We start from the raw sequence: 14,354 nt of genomic DNA, 5'->3' as shown, positions 1-14,354 counted from the left end.
GGGGCCGGCCATGTCAATACACGTCAAGGGGTTGAAGATGCAACCGCAAGTGATCGCGACAACGCCATTCGAGGGGCAGCGCCCCGGCACCTCCGGCCTGCGCAAGAAGGTCGATGTGTTCCGGCAGCCGCACTATCTGGAGAACTTCGTTCAGGCGATCTTCGACACCCAGACCGATGTCGCGGGCGGGACGCTGGTCGTCGGCGGCGACGGACGTTACTACAATCGCGAGGCGATCCAAACCATCCTGCGCATGGCGGCCGCCAACGGGGTCAAACGCGCGCTGGTCGGGCGCGGTGGGATCCTCTCCACACCGGCCGCCTCCTGCATCATCCGCAAGTACCGCACGCGTGGCGGCATCATCCTCTCGGCGAGCCACAACCCAGGCGGCCCGGACGGCGACTTCGGCATCAAGTTCAACATCGCCGCAGGCGGACCCGCGCCCGAGTCGGTCACCGACGCCATCTTCGCGCGGACCCAAACGATCCGCGAATACCGCACGCTCGACTGCCCGGCGACCGATCTGGACGCGCTCGGCACGGTGCGTATCGGCGACATGGAGGTCGAGATCATCGACCCGGTGAGCGATTACGCCGAGCTGATGGAGTCGCTGTTCGACTTCAACGCCATCCACCAGTTGTTCAATTCCGGCATCTTCCGCATGCGCTTCGATGCCATGCATGCCGTGACCGGCCCCTATGCCAAAGAGATCATCGAGACGCGCCTGGGCGCGGCACCGGGCACCGTCCTGAACGGCGAAGCGCTGGAGGATTTCGGCGGCGGACATCCGGATCCGAATCTCGCGCATGCCAAAGAGCTGGTGGCCATGACCGAGGGACCGGATGCGCTGGACTTCGGTGCGGCCTCGGACGGCGACGGCGACCGCAACATGATCCTCGGCAAGAAGTGCTTCGTCACCCCGAGCGACAGCCTTGCGGTGCTCGCGGCGAATGCGCACCTGGTTCCCGGCTATCGCGCCGGCATCCGCGGCATCGCGCGCTCCATGCCGACCAGCCAGGCCGCGGATCGTGTCGCCGAGCAGTTGGGCGTGGAATGCTTCGAGACCCCGACCGGCTGGAAATTCTTCGGGAACCTGCTCGACGCCGGCCGGATCACGCTCTGCGGCGAGGAGAGCTTCGGCACCGGATCCGACCATGTCCGCGAGAAGGACGGTCTCTGGGCCGTGCTCTTCTGGTTGAACCTGCTGGCCGTGCGCCAGCAATCGGTCGCCGAGATCCTGGCCGAGCACTGGCGCCGTTTCGGCCGCAATTTCTACACCCGGCACGATTACGAGTCCGTCGACGCCACCGCCGCGGAAGGTCTGATGGACCACCTGGGGATTCTGCTCCCCGGCCTGCCCGGTCGGCGGCTCGGCGATCAGACGGTGAGCTACGCGGACGATTTCGCCTACACCGACCCGATCGACGGCAGCCGCTCCGAGCGACAGGGCATCCGCATCGGCTTCGAGAGCGGCGCACGCATCGTCTTTCGTCTCTCGGGCACGGGTACCGAGGGGGCGACGCTGCGGATCTATCTCGAATTCTTCGAGCCGGATCCCGATCGTCACCAGCGGGACACCCAAGAGGCGATGCAACCGCTGATCCTGATCGCGTGCGAGCTCGCTCAGATCGAGGCACGGACCGGGCGCAGCGAGCCGGACGTCGTCACCTAAAGCGCGTCCAGAGCGAGATGCTCATTTTCGAGTGAGCTCGACGTTCGGTGCATCCAAAACCCTTAGCGGAGACGCGCTTTAAAATGATCTATTTTTTAAAATCTTAAACCGCGCCGGCTCCAGCGAAGGACTTATCCAGACAGGCATTCCGAATGATCCGCAAGAACCCTTCCGGCGATTTGCCGGTGATCGACGAATCCGCTTACATCGACAAGACCGCGATCATCTGCGGGAAGGTCATCATCCACGAGAACGTCTTCGTGGGTCCCTACGCCGTCATCCGCGCCGACGAGGTCGATGCACAGGGTGAAATGGAGCCGGTGGTGATCGGCGCCAACTCGAACATCCAGGACGGCGTGGTCATTCATTCGAAGTCCGGCGCAGCGGTCACCGTCGGAATGAACACCTCGATTGCGCATCGCTCCATCGTCCACGGCCCCTGCCATGTCGGCAACCGGGTCTTCATCGGCTTCAACAGCGTACTCTTCAACTGTCGGGTCGGCGACGGCTGCGTGGTCCGCCACAACGCGGTGGTCGACGGCTGCGACCTCCCGCCCGAGTTCTACGTCCCCTCCACGACGCGCATCGGCCCTTCGACCGATCTGGATTCCATCCAGCGGGTCACGCCTCAAGCGAGCGAGTTCTCGGAGGACGTGATCCGAGCCAATGTCGATTTGGTCCGGGGATACAAACGCCTTCAAAACGAGTTCTAAATTAAACTTCGGCCCTCTGGGGTTTGAGATGTCGGTAGGCTCCGGTGATGTCGGAGCCCCCTGGATCGCCGGTGGATGCCGAAGTTTAAGTAATTTTTTAATGTTCTTTATCTCCTGAATCCCGTCGTCTACCGAGGCTCTTGATCGGGATGGCGTCGATGGCGCATCTCACCTTGCGGATCACTCTCTACGGGATTCAGATCGGGCTCGGCGTCCATGGGGGGCGCACGCCGCGGGTCGACATCCTCCTCATCTTCGTCCATGAGGATACGCCGACCGTCGCCGTCCAGATCATCGTATTGGCCGGTTCGGGTCGCCCAGAAGAGCACGGCAACCGCAGCGAGTCCGAGGACCAGCATGCCGGGGATCAGGCCGTAGATCACGTCCATCGTCGATCGAACCTCCACTTCATGCCATTAAACCGCGCCCATTGCGGTATGCGATGTTTTTGGATGGGATCGGCCCCGGCAGTGTTGTCGACCGCTGGGCACTGCGCGGTTTAAGAGATTAAAAAATAGATTATTTTAAACCGCGTCCCCGCTAAGGCCATGGATGTGCCAAACGTCGAGCTCACTCGAAAGTGAGCATCTCGCTCTGGACGCGGTTTAAGCGCCCGCTCGCGTCAGGGCGCGCGCGGAGCGCCGTCGTCCCTCGGCTTAAACACCGCACGTATCCGCGCCGAGTTGCCGATGACCGCCAGCGAGCTGAGCGGCATCGAGACGGCGGCGATCAGGGGCGTGATGACCGCGGCCATCGCAAGCGGGACCATGATGAGATTGTAAACCACCGAAATACCGATGTTCTGGCGGATGGTCCGAAGGGTGCGTCGCGACAGTCGGGCCGCCTCCTCGACACGCCCGAGCTCGCTGGACATGAGCACGATATCCGCGCTGGCGATCGAGACATCGGTCCCGCTCCCCATGGCGATACCGACATCTGCCCGCACCAAGGCAGGCGCGTCGTTCACCCCGTCGCCCACCATGGCGACCCGATGCCCGTCGCGCTGAAGCTCGGCGATCACGCGGTCCTTGTCCTCGGGCATCACCTCGGCGATGACCTCGATCCCGCCTCCGAGCTGTGCTGCGATCGCCTCGGCCGTCTCGCGGCGATCACCGCTCAGGAGCGTCACCCGGATCCCGCGCTCGCGCATCCGCGCGATAACGCGTGCGGCGTCGGGACGCAGCGGATCGGCGACGCCGAGCCGCAGCACCTCTTGGCCGGCCCGCGCGCAATGGACGAGGCCCGAGGTACCGGCGGACTGCTCGTCGCCGTCGAACCAGGGCTGCACGCCGTTGCGGATTAACCACTCCCGCGAGCCCGCGAGGATCTCCACACCCGCGACAATCCCCTTGATCCCGAGTCCGGGCGCGACCTCGACCGCATCCACCGGCGCGGCGATGCGGCCGATCTCGGCACGCTCGCAAAGGTTCAGGATGGCGGCGGCAATCGGATGCTCGGAGAGCCGTTCGAGCGCTTGGAGCACACCGAGGACATCGCGCTCCTCGGGCGTCAGATCATGCGGTCCGTCGAGTTGGCGCCAATTACCGGGCTCGCTCGCGAGCCCCGTCACGGCGGGTCGCCCGAGAGTCAGCGTCCCGGTCTTGTCGAAGACGAAATGATCGATCGAGGAGAGCCGCTCGAGTACGGCACCGTTCTTCACCAGGATGCCGCGCGAGGCGGCAAGCCCGGTCGCCACGGCGACCGCCATGGGTGTGGCCATTCCGAAGGCGCAGGGACAGGTGATAATAAGCACGGCTGTCGCCGCCATGACCGCGACCTCGACATCCACCCGCATCCAAATCAGGAAGGTCGAGGTCGCCAGACCGAGGGTTGCCGCGACGAACCAGGGCACGATCCGGTCGGCAAGCCGCTGGATCGGGGCCTTGCTGGCTTGAGCGTCCTCGACCAGCCGGATGATGCGACCCAGCGCGGTCTCGCGCAGCAAGGCACCGATGCGCACCGTCAGGACACCGGCACCGTTGATGGTACCCGCGACCACCTGATCGCCCACCGCCTTGGCGACCGGTCGCGACTCGCCGGTCAACATGGATTCATCCACCCCGCTGCCGCCCGCGATCACCTCCCCGTCGACGGGGATCCGCTCGCCGGGACGCACCAGCACGCGCTCGCCGAGCTTGAGTGCGCGCACGGGAACGACCGACTCGGTCTCCCCGCCCTCTCCGTCCAACCGGGTCGCGACCTTCGGCTGCAGATCGAGCAGCCGTTGTGTCGAGGCGACGGCCTTGCGGCGCGAGATCGCTTCGAGATAGCGCCCGACCAGGATGACGAAGAGGAAATTGACGACGGTGTCCCAGTAGACGTCGCCGATGCGCGAGATGCCGAGCGTGACATAGAGGGAGTAGATGTAGGTGGTCGTCACACCGATGGCGATCGGCAGGTCCATGCTCAGATGGCCCGAGCGCAGACCGGACCAAGCGCCGCGAAAGAAGGGCGCACCCGAATACAGCAGCGTGGGTGTGGCGATGGCAAAACCGAGCCATTGAAAGAGACCGCGGAACTCGCCTTGATCGGCGCCGGCATAGAGCGCGATCGAGATCCACATGAGGTTCATCATCGCGAAACCGGCCCAGGCCATGCGGTAGAGCATGGCGCGGTTCTCGCGCCCGATCGCACCCTCGGCGGATTCGGGATCGAAGGGCGCGGCGGCATAGCCGAGATCGGCGAGTCGGCGCAGGATCCGCGAGAGCTTCAAGCGCCCGTTGTCCCAACGCACGCGCAGCCGCCGGCCGGTGAGATTCACACGGGCCTCCTCGACCCCCGGCATGGCACAAAGCCCCTTTTCGATCAGCCAGACACAGGCCGCGCAGTGGATGCCTTCGACCAGCAGATTGATCTCGCGGGACTCGCCGGCGGTGTCGGTAAACTCCTCCTGCACGGCGTCGAGGTCGAAGACGCCCAAGTCCTTCGGCGGCTCGGGAGGCGGACCGAAGATCTCGCCCTCGGGGGTGCGCTTGTAGAAACCCTCGAGTCCGGCGGCGAAGATCGCCTCGCAGACCGACTTGCAGCCGATGCAACAGAAGGCCCGCTCGCGACCGGCAATAAAGGCCGTCTCGCGCGCAGATTCGGCGACCGGCAGACCGCAGTGAAAGCAGCGCGTTGGGGCCGAGGACGCATCCGGCTGCGGCTGCGATTGGAGGCTCGAAACCGGAGGCGTTCGAACCTCAGGGGCGAGCGACGTTGACACGCTCGCCGACGCTGTATTCGTCCTCGCCGCTCTTCGCGGCGATCAGGATGTCCCAAACACCGATCAACGGAAAGGATGTCTCCACCAGATAACGGCCCTTGGCCTCGCGAATCATCGGCAAAGCGAAATCGCGCGAGACGTCCGACGGTCGATAGGCGTAGAAGGTCGCCTCGTCGACGTCGACAGGCTGACCCGCATGATCGACCAGGACAAGCCTCATCGACTCCTCCACACCGGCCGTCAGCGGTCTAGGGATATCCGCACGCATCAGCCAACCCGGATCGCGTGCCTGGCGCGAAACCAGGTTGCGCTCGTAGTCTTGTCCACGCTCGTAATAATTTGCGTTGACCAACCCGGGATTGGTGCGGATGGCGAGAAACACGAAGATCAGATTAACGGCCAGCACCGTGACGATCAGGCCGATCCAGGCCAGAACCCAGGGGCTGCGCAGGGCAGGGGTCGGTTTGGAATTGGTTTCAGTGGTGTGGGTCATCGAGCTCATCGCTTTATATTGCCTCAATCTTTTTTCGCCATTCCCCGGATTGCCCGGGAACCGCTTCGAGAGAGCCGACGCAGGCGTCGGCTCTCGATCGCCCGAACCTGCCTAGCGACGCGGCCCGATGAAAACGCTTTCCCGGTCGGCCTCGACCACAGCGCCCGACGGCCTCGCCGCTTCGACATGAAACTGCACGGGGTGCTGTTCGCCGTCGAGCGAACGCTTCGGCACCTTGACGAAGACGACGGCGGGGGTCACTCCGCCCGGCGGTGCCACGATCGGCTCGTCCGCGCCGACGAGCGTCAAGCCGTCGGGGCCCGTCACGCTGATCCGCACGGAGAGCTCCTCGGGCATCTTGTTGAGGATCTTCAGTGTGTATTTGTTCTGGATGGATCCGTCGCTGAGCCGCACATACAGCGGCGCGCGCTCGTGCAGAACCTTGAGGTCGATCGCCGCCAAGGTGGAGAACCCATAGAGGATCCCGGCCAGCGCGACACTCATGATCGCCGCGTACACCCAGACACGCGGACGCAGCAAGAGTGTCTTGGTGGGCAATCCTTCGAGCTCGTCGAGCGAGGCATAGCGGATCAGTCCGCGCGGACGTCCGACCTTATCCATCACCTGGTCGCAGGCATCGATGCAGAGCGCACAGGTGATGCATCCCTCCTGTTGCCCGTTGCGGATATCGACACCGGTCGGGCAGACGGCGACACACTGGTTGCAGTCGACGCAGTCGCCGCCCGTGCGCGTTTCGCCGACTCCGCCGCGTTTCACGCGTCCGCGCGGCTCGCCGCGCGCGACATCGTAGGTCGGCACAATGGTCGTCTTGTCGAGCATGACGCCTTGGATTCGCGCATAGGGGCAGAGCCAGAAGCACGTCTGCTCGCGCATGAAACCGGCGAGGCCGTAGGTCCCGACGGTGAAGAGCGCGACCGTGATATAGGCCACGGGACCGGACTCGCCGGTGAAGAAGCTCCCCCATAGAGCGGGTGCGTCGGTAAACCAGGCCACGAAGCTGATACCCGTGATGAAGCCGATCAAGAGCCAAAGGGCGTGCTTGGTCGCCTTGATCCGAAACTTGCTTGGGGACATGGGCGCCTTGTCGAGCTTCCGGCGCTGCGGCGGACTGCCCTCGAGCTTCTCCTCGATCCAGGTGTAGATGTCGGTCCACACCGTCTGGAAGCAGAAGTAGCCGCACCAGACACGGCCGACCAACGCGGTCGCCACGGCAAGCAGGATGGCGAAGAACAGCAACAACAGCGACAGCATCCAGAAGTCCTGCGGAAGGACCGTCGCGCCGAAGATGTGATATTGCCGGTTCGGGATATCGAACAAGACCGCCTGTCGGCCGTCCCAACGCAAATAGGGTCCCAGGAAGTAGATCAACCAGACCGAGGCAGCCGCCCACTTGATGGTGCGCCACCGCCCGGCAAGACGTTTGGCGTGAATCGTCTCACCGCCGGTATTGACATGCCAATGCTCGGCCTCGGCATAGAGGTCGTCGACGGCGGTTTGGGTTGCGACAGGATTCGTGCTCACTGACCATCTCCACGACGGGGTCAAGGTTACGACAGGCGCGCTCGAGCGTTGCTGTGCAGGCGCATCGTGATGGCGCGCGAGGGGGAAGAGACGCAGGCGTGGTCCGGCCGATCAGACCCACGGGATCGAATCCGGTCGGGCGGATCTACCCGAAAACGACGTCGGCCGGTCGAAATCACCCGATCGCCGCATCCATAAATAAGCCAGCTTACGCCTCCGGCTGCTTTTTGGCCATGCGTTTTCGCAAGCGCAACCAGTTGATTCGGAAGCCGTTTACGGTACAAAAAAAGGGGGATCTCAGATCCCCCTCGATGACATGACAGCACGTCCAACGCCTTCAATGCTCGTTGTTCTTATGCGCCTCCGCATCCCTGTTCATCAAAGTGATGACCTTGTAGACCAGGAACACGATAATCAGGATAGCGATGACCACCATTGCAAGCGACATCCAAGTCACGAAGTCCCACGTCAGTCCTCCGGTCATGTCGATCTCCCCCCTTGCACCCCTCGTTGCCTGCGGGCCGGTGTGCCGGCCCACACTTCATCCCGATCGACTCATCCGCCCCCGCCGAGCTGGTGGACGTAGATGGCGAGCTTCTTGATATCCTGATCGTTGAGCTTGCGAACCTCGACATCGTCCACCTTCGCGACCGATCCGAAGGCCGGCATCACCGCATCGCGGGTTTCGGGCACGCCCGGCTGGTTGACGCCATACATGATCGTGTGTCGCGCACTCTCGAAGCCGCCCGGCTCGAAGCGCCAGATGCTGTCGGTAAGATTCGCCGCACCGACACTCACGATCTCGCCGTCCGCCAACTCGACCAGCACGCCGTTCGCCTTCTCGCCGTGACAAGCGTTGCAGCCCTTGGCGCGATACAGCTCCCAACCCTCCGCACTGCCTGCGCCGCCTTCGTTCATCTCGACAACCCAGTGTGCAAGCGCATCGATCTCTTCCTGGGAGAGGATCGTCGCGTGCGCGGTCATGGCGCCTTTGCGCCCGTTCGTCAACGTCTCCTTGATCTTCACCATCGAGCCGCCGTAGAGCCAGTCGTCATCAGCCAGGACAGGGTAGCCGGGATTGCCTTGCCCACCGCTGCCGTGGCAGGCGGAGCAATAATCCCCGAACAGCACCTTGGCCGATGCCAGCGTGTACTGCAGCAGACCCGGATCGGCGATGATCTCCTCGGCGGTCATCTGGCTGATCTGTTCTTCGAACGGACCGCGCTTCGCGTCGACCTGAGCGACACCCTGCTCGTACTCCTGGATCTGCGTCCACCCCAACAGGCCGGGTGTCGCCTGCTGACCGACCGGCCAGCTCGGATAAAGGATCGTGTAGACGATGACGAAGAGGATGGACGCCCAAAATCCGAGCATCCACCACCGCGGCGGCGGATTCGCCAGTTCCCGCAGGTTGTCGTCCCAGACATGCCCGGTATTGTTCTCACCGGGGAAGGGGTTATTTTCGGCCATGTGGGTCTCCGGTGTTCTCGTTGTCCTCTTCGAACGGGATGTGTTTCATGGCTTCGAGCTTTTCCCGGTTCTTGGGACGAAAGACGTAGAAGTAGGCACCGACCATCAGCAGGAAGATAACGACGGTGAGAATCGTGCCGATCCAATCATTCGTCGTCATCGCCTGCCAATCGGTCTGGAAGTAGTCGCTGAGCCTACTCACGGTAGGTCTTGGACTCGTCGAGAGCGACCATCGTGCCGAGGACCTGAAGATAGGTCACCAGCGCATCCATCTCGGTCTTTCCTTCCACGAGGGCCGGTGCGGCGTCGATATCGGCATCGGAATAGGGCACCCCCACCGCCCGCATGCCGCGCATGTGCCGCTGCATCTTCTTGCCGCTAAGATAATTCTCGTCCAGCCAGGGGTAGCCCGGCATCACGGACTCCGGAACTAGGGAACGCGGTGCACGCAGATGCTGACGCTGCCATTCGTCGGAGTACTTGCCGCCCACACGCGCCAGATCGGGGCCCGTCCGCTTCGATCCCCACTGGAAGGGATGATCGAACATGGACTCGGAGGCCAGCGAGTAGTGGCCGTAACGCTCTCGCTCGTCACGGAAGGGACGAATCATCTGCGAGTGACAGAGATAACAACCATTGCTCTGGTAAATATCGCGCCCGGCCAGCTCGAGCGCCGTGTAGGGACGCATCCCCTCGCCCGTCTTCCAATTCCATTGCTGCTGACCGGACTCGTCGACGGTCACGATCGGCTCTTTTCCGGCCTTGTCCCACACGATCTCCGGATAGGTGTGATACTCCATGGTGTTCTTCATATAGAAGAGCGGGACGATCTCGACCAACCCGCCTACGGACAGCACCAGGGCCGTCACGATGAGCAGGCCCCAGATGTTGACCTCCATCCATTCCTGAAAGGACTTCGGCTTCGTCTTTTTATCGGCCATTAGATGCTACTCCGGAGATCATGCCGCCGCCGGCAAGGCGCGCGCCTTGCTCAGGCTGCCTTCGGACAACGACTTGCGCACGGTCATCAAGATGTTGAAAAGCATCACGACGGCACCGAGCAGGAAGATCGCACCACCGACGGTACGCATCGCGTAGTAGGGGTGCATCGCGTCTACGGACTCGACAAAGGTGTAGGCCAAGGTGCCGTACTCGTCATAAGCCCGCCACATCAGACCCTGCATGATCCCCGAGACCCACATGGCCACGATATAGATCACGGTGCCGATCGTCGCCGTCCAGAAATGGAAGTTGATCAGACGCACCGAGAACATCTCGGTGTGATACAGACGGGTCATCAGGTGGTAGATGGCACCGATCGAGATGCCGGCCACCCAACCCAGCGCGCCGGAATGTACGTGACCGATCGTCCAGTCGGTGTAATGCGACAGTGCGTTGACCGTCTTCAGCGACATCACCGGTCCTTCGAAGGTCGACATGGCGTAGAAGGCGAGTGCGATGATCAGGAAACGCAGAACATAGTCGGTCCGCAACCGATCCCAGGCACCCGAGAGGGTCATCATGCCGTTCACGGCACCACCCCAGGAGGGGATGATCATTGCGATGGAGACCGCGGCCCCGAGCGATCCGGTCCAATCGGGCAGCGCGGTGTACTGCAGATGATGCGCACCGAGCCAGACATAGCCGAACATCAACGCCCAGAAATGGATGACCGAAAGGCGATAGGAGTAGATCGGACGCCCCGCCTGCTTGGGCACAAAGTAATACATGATCCCGAGGAAGCCGGCCGTCAGGTAAAACCCGACGGCATTATGCCCCCACCACCACTGGATCATGGCGTCCTGGACGCCGGAGAAGACCGAATAGGACTTGAAGAGTCCGACCGGGATGGCCAGGCTGTTCACCACATGCAGATAGACGATCATGATCATCATGCCGAGGAAGAACCAGTTCGACACATAGATGTGCGAGGACTTCCGGTTGGCGATCGTCATCACGAAGTTGATGGTGAAAGAGAGCCAAACCACGGCGATCAGGATATCGACCGGCCATTCCAGCTCGGCGTATTCCTTCGATTGGGTCAGACCCAGCGGAAGGGTGATGACGGCAAGCACGATGACGAGATTCCAACCCCAAAAGGTAAACCACGCCATCTTGTCGCTCCAGAGGCGTGCGCCGCAGGTGCGTTGGACGGTATAGAAGGCGGTGGCCATCAGGGTACAGCCGCCGAAGGCGAAGATGACGGCGTTGGTATGGAGCGGGCGCAGGCGCCCGAACGATAGATAGGGGCTATCCAGATTCAGGGCCGGCCAAGCCAGCTCCGCTGCGATATAGACCCCGACAGACGCGCCCACCACCAGGTAGACGACGGCCATGATCGTGAACCAGCGTACAACGTCGAAGTTGTACTTCCGTTCCAGACTGGCTTCCATTAGACCCTCCCAGAAAACGTCGGGAAAACAACAAGGATTATAAGGCGATCCAGCCGTCTCGTTATGTCGCTCCATCGGGCGACAGTGCGCGGGTCATATCACTGGATCAGAGTCGTAAAGTCAACATGGGAGCAGGGCATCCGACCTGACCCATATGGGATATACCGCTACAGTCATTGACCTGGATCAGTTCCATGTGGTGGCAATCACATATCCGGACGAACGGTATCACTTGAAAAAAGCGTCGATCGAAAACCCTTCTTTTTCCAGGATATCGCGCAGGCGCCGCAACGCATCCATTTGGATTTGACGCACCCGCTCTCGGGTCACACCCAGCTCCTGTGCGACGTTCTCGAGGGTCGAGTTCTCGTAACCGTGCAGACCGAAGCGACGTTCCACCACCTCGCGCTGCTTGGCGTTGAGCTTTCCGAGCCAGTGCTCGAGATTGGCTTGAATATCCGTGTCCTGGATGCGGTCGGCAGGATCGTCGGCGGCCTCGTCCTGGAGCATGTCGACCAGCGGCTTGTCGGCATCCTTGCTGTAGGGCGTGTCCACCGACGCGATGCGCTCGTTCAGCCCGAGCATCCGCTTGACCTCACCGATCGGCTTGTCGAGCAGGACCGCGATGTCCTCCGTGGTCGGCTCATGATCCAACCGTTGCGAGAGTTTTCGCGCCGCTTTGAGATAGATGTTGATTTCCTTGACGACATGAATCGGCAGACGCACGGTCCGTGTCTGGTTCATGATCGCCCGCTCGATCGTCTGACGGATCCACCAAGTGGCATAGGTGGAGAAACGAAACCCCCGCTCCGGGTCGAATTTCTCTACGGCGCGGATCAAACCGAGGTTGCCCTCCTCGATCAGATCCAAAAGAGGGAGGCCGCGATTGAGATAGCGCCGGGCGATTTTCACCACCAACCGGAGGTTGCAGACGATCATGCGGTGGCGCGAGGCGTTGTCGCCGCTCTGGGCTGCCCGCGCGAGACTGACCTCTTCCTCCGCGGTGAGGAGCTTGGACTCGCCGATTTCGTTCAGATAAAGACGGGTCGCATCGAAATCGCCTTCGCCCGAGCTGAAGCGCTCGGCGGCGGGTTCGACGGCCGCCGGCTCGATCGGCTCGGACTCGACCGGATCGGCCTCGTCGGAGTCGATCTCCTCGTCGGTCGGCTCGGAGTCCTCGCCGTCGAGCAGGATCTCGCCATCAAGGTCCGAGGCGAAATCGGCAACATCGACCTTGGGCTCACGAGCGTCGGCGCTTGACATCCACATCTTCCTCCGTCGGGTCGGACGCGGTTACCTTCGCGGAGGCAGATAGAGTAGCGGGTCGACGGCCGTGCCGTCTCGGCGAATCTCGAAGTGCAGGAGGTAGCCGCCGCCATCGACCGCTTGACCTACTTCCGCGACCGCCTGTCCGCGCTTGACCCGATCCCCCTCGGCAGCGAGCAGCCTGCGATTGAACCCGTAAGCGCTCAGATATTTGTCGTTATGTTTGATGATGATAAGGTTGCCGTACCCTTTGAGTCCACCGCCGCTGTAGACGACCTGGCCATCGCCTGCGGCCTTCACCTGCTCGCCGGCGCGCCCGCGGATCCGGATGCCTTGGCGCGTGCGGTCGCCGGCGCTGAACCTCTGCGCGAGCGAGCCCTCGAGCGGCCAAGTCCAGGACAGGCCCGAGGCTGCGGCGGGGCCGGCCTTCGCCGCATTCCCGGCTGCGTTAGACGTGCCGGTAGCTTGCGGAGCGCGCTGCGGGGTCGCAGGCGCAGGCGCCGCGACGACCGCAGGAGCACCCTGGGCCGCGGATGGCTGCGGCGCGGGCGAGCCGTCCGGAGGCACCACCCGAAGGAGTCGACCGGCATAGATCGAGTAGGGTGACTCAAGGCCATTCCAATCCGCGAGTGTCCGAACACCGACGCCGTGCCGAGTCGCAACCTCGCTGAGCGTGTCGCCCCGGCGGATGAGGTAGTAGCCGTCCGGAACCGGACCGACCCAATCCCAGCCGCCGACCGGTGCCGGCCCCTTGGAGGCACAGCCTCCGAGCAGTGCGATTAAGCACAGGGCAAGCAACCAGAGGCCGATCGACGGCCTCGCAAGACGCCGCACCGCATCCGCGACACGGCCGTCGCAGGCCACCGATAGCGACGGCGGCCATCCGCACGTCGAGGCGGCATGGGTATGCTCCAGACCGAGCATCCGAATCTCCTTCTCTAAGACACGCCCGAAACCAGGGGCACGAAACTGACTGGCTCGAGGACCTCCTGCTCGAAGCCTTGAGCGGTGCGCGTGACGCGCAGAAGCACCTGAGCATCCCCTTCCCAAACCGGCAGGATCATGACGCCCCCGGGCGCCAACTGCTCGGCCAGGACGCGCGGGACACCGCGCGGTGCCGCCGTCACCAGGATACCGTCGAAGGGGGCATATTCGGGCCAGCCGAGCGCACCGTCGTCATGGCGAAAGCGGATATTTCGATACTCAAGCAGGCGCAGTCGATCCCGAGCGCGCTCGAGCAAGGCCCCGATCCGCTCGACGCTGTAGACCCGACGCACCAGCGATGCAAGGACAGCCGTCTGAAACCCCGAGCCCGTGCCGATCTCAAGCACGGTATCGGGCTTGGATGGCTCCATCAGCGCCTGGGTCATCCGCGCGACCGTGTAGGGCTGAGAGATGGTTTGGCCATGACCGATCGGCAGCGCTGAATCCTCGTAGGCCCGGCTCGCCAACGCCTCGTCGACGAACAGATGGCGTGGCAATCGGCGAATCACGTCGAGGAGCTCGGGCATTCGGATCCCCGCCTCTTCCAGACGCTGAATCAAGCGAGCGCGGGTGCGCTGCGAGGTCATCCCGATCCCTTGGTGGACAGTCCCGGCGC

Annotated in this window: 14 protein-coding genes; 2 read left to right on the top strand and 12 right to left on the bottom strand. The window is 62.9% G+C overall.

All coding sequences use genetic code 11. The annotated features are described in order from the left end of the window. Nucleotides 1–37 precede the first annotated feature (37 nt). On the top strand, nucleotides 38–1,672 hold the full coding sequence (locus BLV04_RS00295) for an alpha-D-glucose phosphate-specific phosphoglucomutase (protein WP_093026981.1): 1,635 nt from the start codon (nucleotides 38–40) through the stop codon (nucleotides 1,670–1,672). Between the two features lie 152 nt (nucleotides 1,673–1,824). Next, a complete protein-coding gene (locus tag BLV04_RS00290; RefSeq protein ID WP_093026979.1) occupies nucleotides 1,825–2,385 on the top strand; it encodes a gamma carbonic anhydrase family protein in 561 nt (186 codons plus the stop codon). Between the two features lie 128 nt (nucleotides 2,386–2,513). On the opposite strand, the gene ccoS is transcribed toward BLV04_RS00290, so the two are convergent. From ccoS to BLV04_RS00235, 12 genes are all read right to left on the bottom strand, one after another. Further along, on the bottom strand, nucleotides 2,514–2,774 hold the full coding sequence (gene ccoS, locus BLV04_RS00285) for a cbb3-type cytochrome oxidase assembly protein CcoS (protein WP_093026977.1): 261 nt from the start codon (nucleotides 2,772–2,774) through the stop codon (nucleotides 2,514–2,516). Between the two features lie 233 nt (nucleotides 2,775–3,007). Then, on the bottom strand, nucleotides 3,008–5,482 hold the full coding sequence (locus BLV04_RS00280; RefSeq protein WP_245731680.1) for a heavy metal translocating P-type ATPase: 2,475 nt from the start codon (nucleotides 5,480–5,482) through the stop codon (nucleotides 3,008–3,010). Between the two features lie 85 nt (nucleotides 5,483–5,567). After that, a complete protein-coding gene (locus tag BLV04_RS00275) occupies nucleotides 5,568–6,083 on the bottom strand; it encodes a FixH family protein (protein WP_093026973.1) in 516 nt (171 codons plus the stop codon). Nucleotides 6,084–6,194: 111 nt separating this feature from the next. Continuing rightward, the gene (gene ccoG, locus BLV04_RS00270; RefSeq protein WP_093026971.1) at nucleotides 6,195–7,625 is read right to left on the bottom strand and encodes a cytochrome c oxidase accessory protein CcoG; all 1,431 of its coding nucleotides are present in this window, start codon (nucleotides 7,623–7,625) and stop codon (nucleotides 6,195–6,197) included. A 337-nt stretch (nucleotides 7,626–7,962) separates the two neighbouring features. After that, entirely contained in the window at nucleotides 7,963–8,109 is a 147-nt protein-coding gene (locus BLV04_RS24725; protein ID WP_175534425.1) for a hypothetical protein, read from the bottom strand. Between the two features lie 71 nt (nucleotides 8,110–8,180). Then, nucleotides 8,181–9,095, bottom strand: coding sequence for a cytochrome-c oxidase, cbb3-type subunit III (ccoP, locus tag BLV04_RS00265; RefSeq protein WP_093026969.1), 915 nt, complete (start codon nucleotides 9,093–9,095; stop codon nucleotides 8,181–8,183). After that, the gene (locus BLV04_RS00260; protein ID WP_093026967.1) at nucleotides 9,082–9,297 is read right to left on the bottom strand and encodes a cbb3-type cytochrome c oxidase subunit 3; all 216 of its coding nucleotides are present in this window, start codon (nucleotides 9,295–9,297) and stop codon (nucleotides 9,082–9,084) included. Before BLV04_RS00260 ends, ccoP begins: the two co-directional genes overlap by 14 nt. Beyond that, complete coding sequence (gene ccoO, locus BLV04_RS00255; RefSeq protein WP_093026965.1) at nucleotides 9,290–10,036, bottom strand: cytochrome-c oxidase, cbb3-type subunit II; 747 nt, start codon at nucleotides 10,034–10,036, stop codon at nucleotides 9,290–9,292. The genes BLV04_RS00260 and ccoO overlap by 8 nt, the downstream gene beginning before the upstream one ends. 18 nt (nucleotides 10,037–10,054) lie before the next feature. Then, nucleotides 10,055–11,488 carry a cytochrome-c oxidase, cbb3-type subunit I gene (gene ccoN, locus BLV04_RS00250; RefSeq protein ID WP_093026963.1) on the bottom strand — a complete coding sequence of 478 codons (1,434 nt, stop codon included), beginning with the start codon at nucleotides 11,486–11,488 and terminating at the stop codon, nucleotides 10,055–10,057. Nucleotides 11,489–11,716: 228 nt separating this feature from the next. Continuing rightward, nucleotides 11,717–12,751, bottom strand: a complete 1,035-nt coding sequence (gene rpoS / locus BLV04_RS00245) for an RNA polymerase sigma factor RpoS (RefSeq protein WP_093026960.1) — start codon at nucleotides 12,749–12,751, stop codon at nucleotides 11,717–11,719. Nucleotides 12,752–12,781: 30 nt separating this feature from the next. Continuing rightward, nucleotides 12,782–13,678, bottom strand: coding sequence for a peptidoglycan DD-metalloendopeptidase family protein (locus tag BLV04_RS00240; RefSeq protein WP_093026958.1), 897 nt, complete (start codon nucleotides 13,676–13,678; stop codon nucleotides 12,782–12,784). 14 nt (nucleotides 13,679–13,692) lie between these two features. After that, on the bottom strand, nucleotides 13,693–14,325 hold the full coding sequence (locus BLV04_RS00235) for a protein-L-isoaspartate(D-aspartate) O-methyltransferase (RefSeq protein ID WP_175534456.1): 633 nt from the start codon (nucleotides 14,323–14,325) through the stop codon (nucleotides 13,693–13,695). Between the last annotated feature and the right edge of the window lie 29 nt (nucleotides 14,326–14,354).

The sequence above is a fragment of the Thiocapsa roseopersicina genome, from assembly GCF_900106925.1.
Lineage (GTDB): Bacteria > Pseudomonadota > Gammaproteobacteria > Chromatiales > Chromatiaceae > Thiocapsa > Thiocapsa roseopersicina.
The sequence above is the reverse complement of the archived record's forward strand: the minus strand, read 5'-3'. Positions and strand labels throughout refer to the sequence as shown.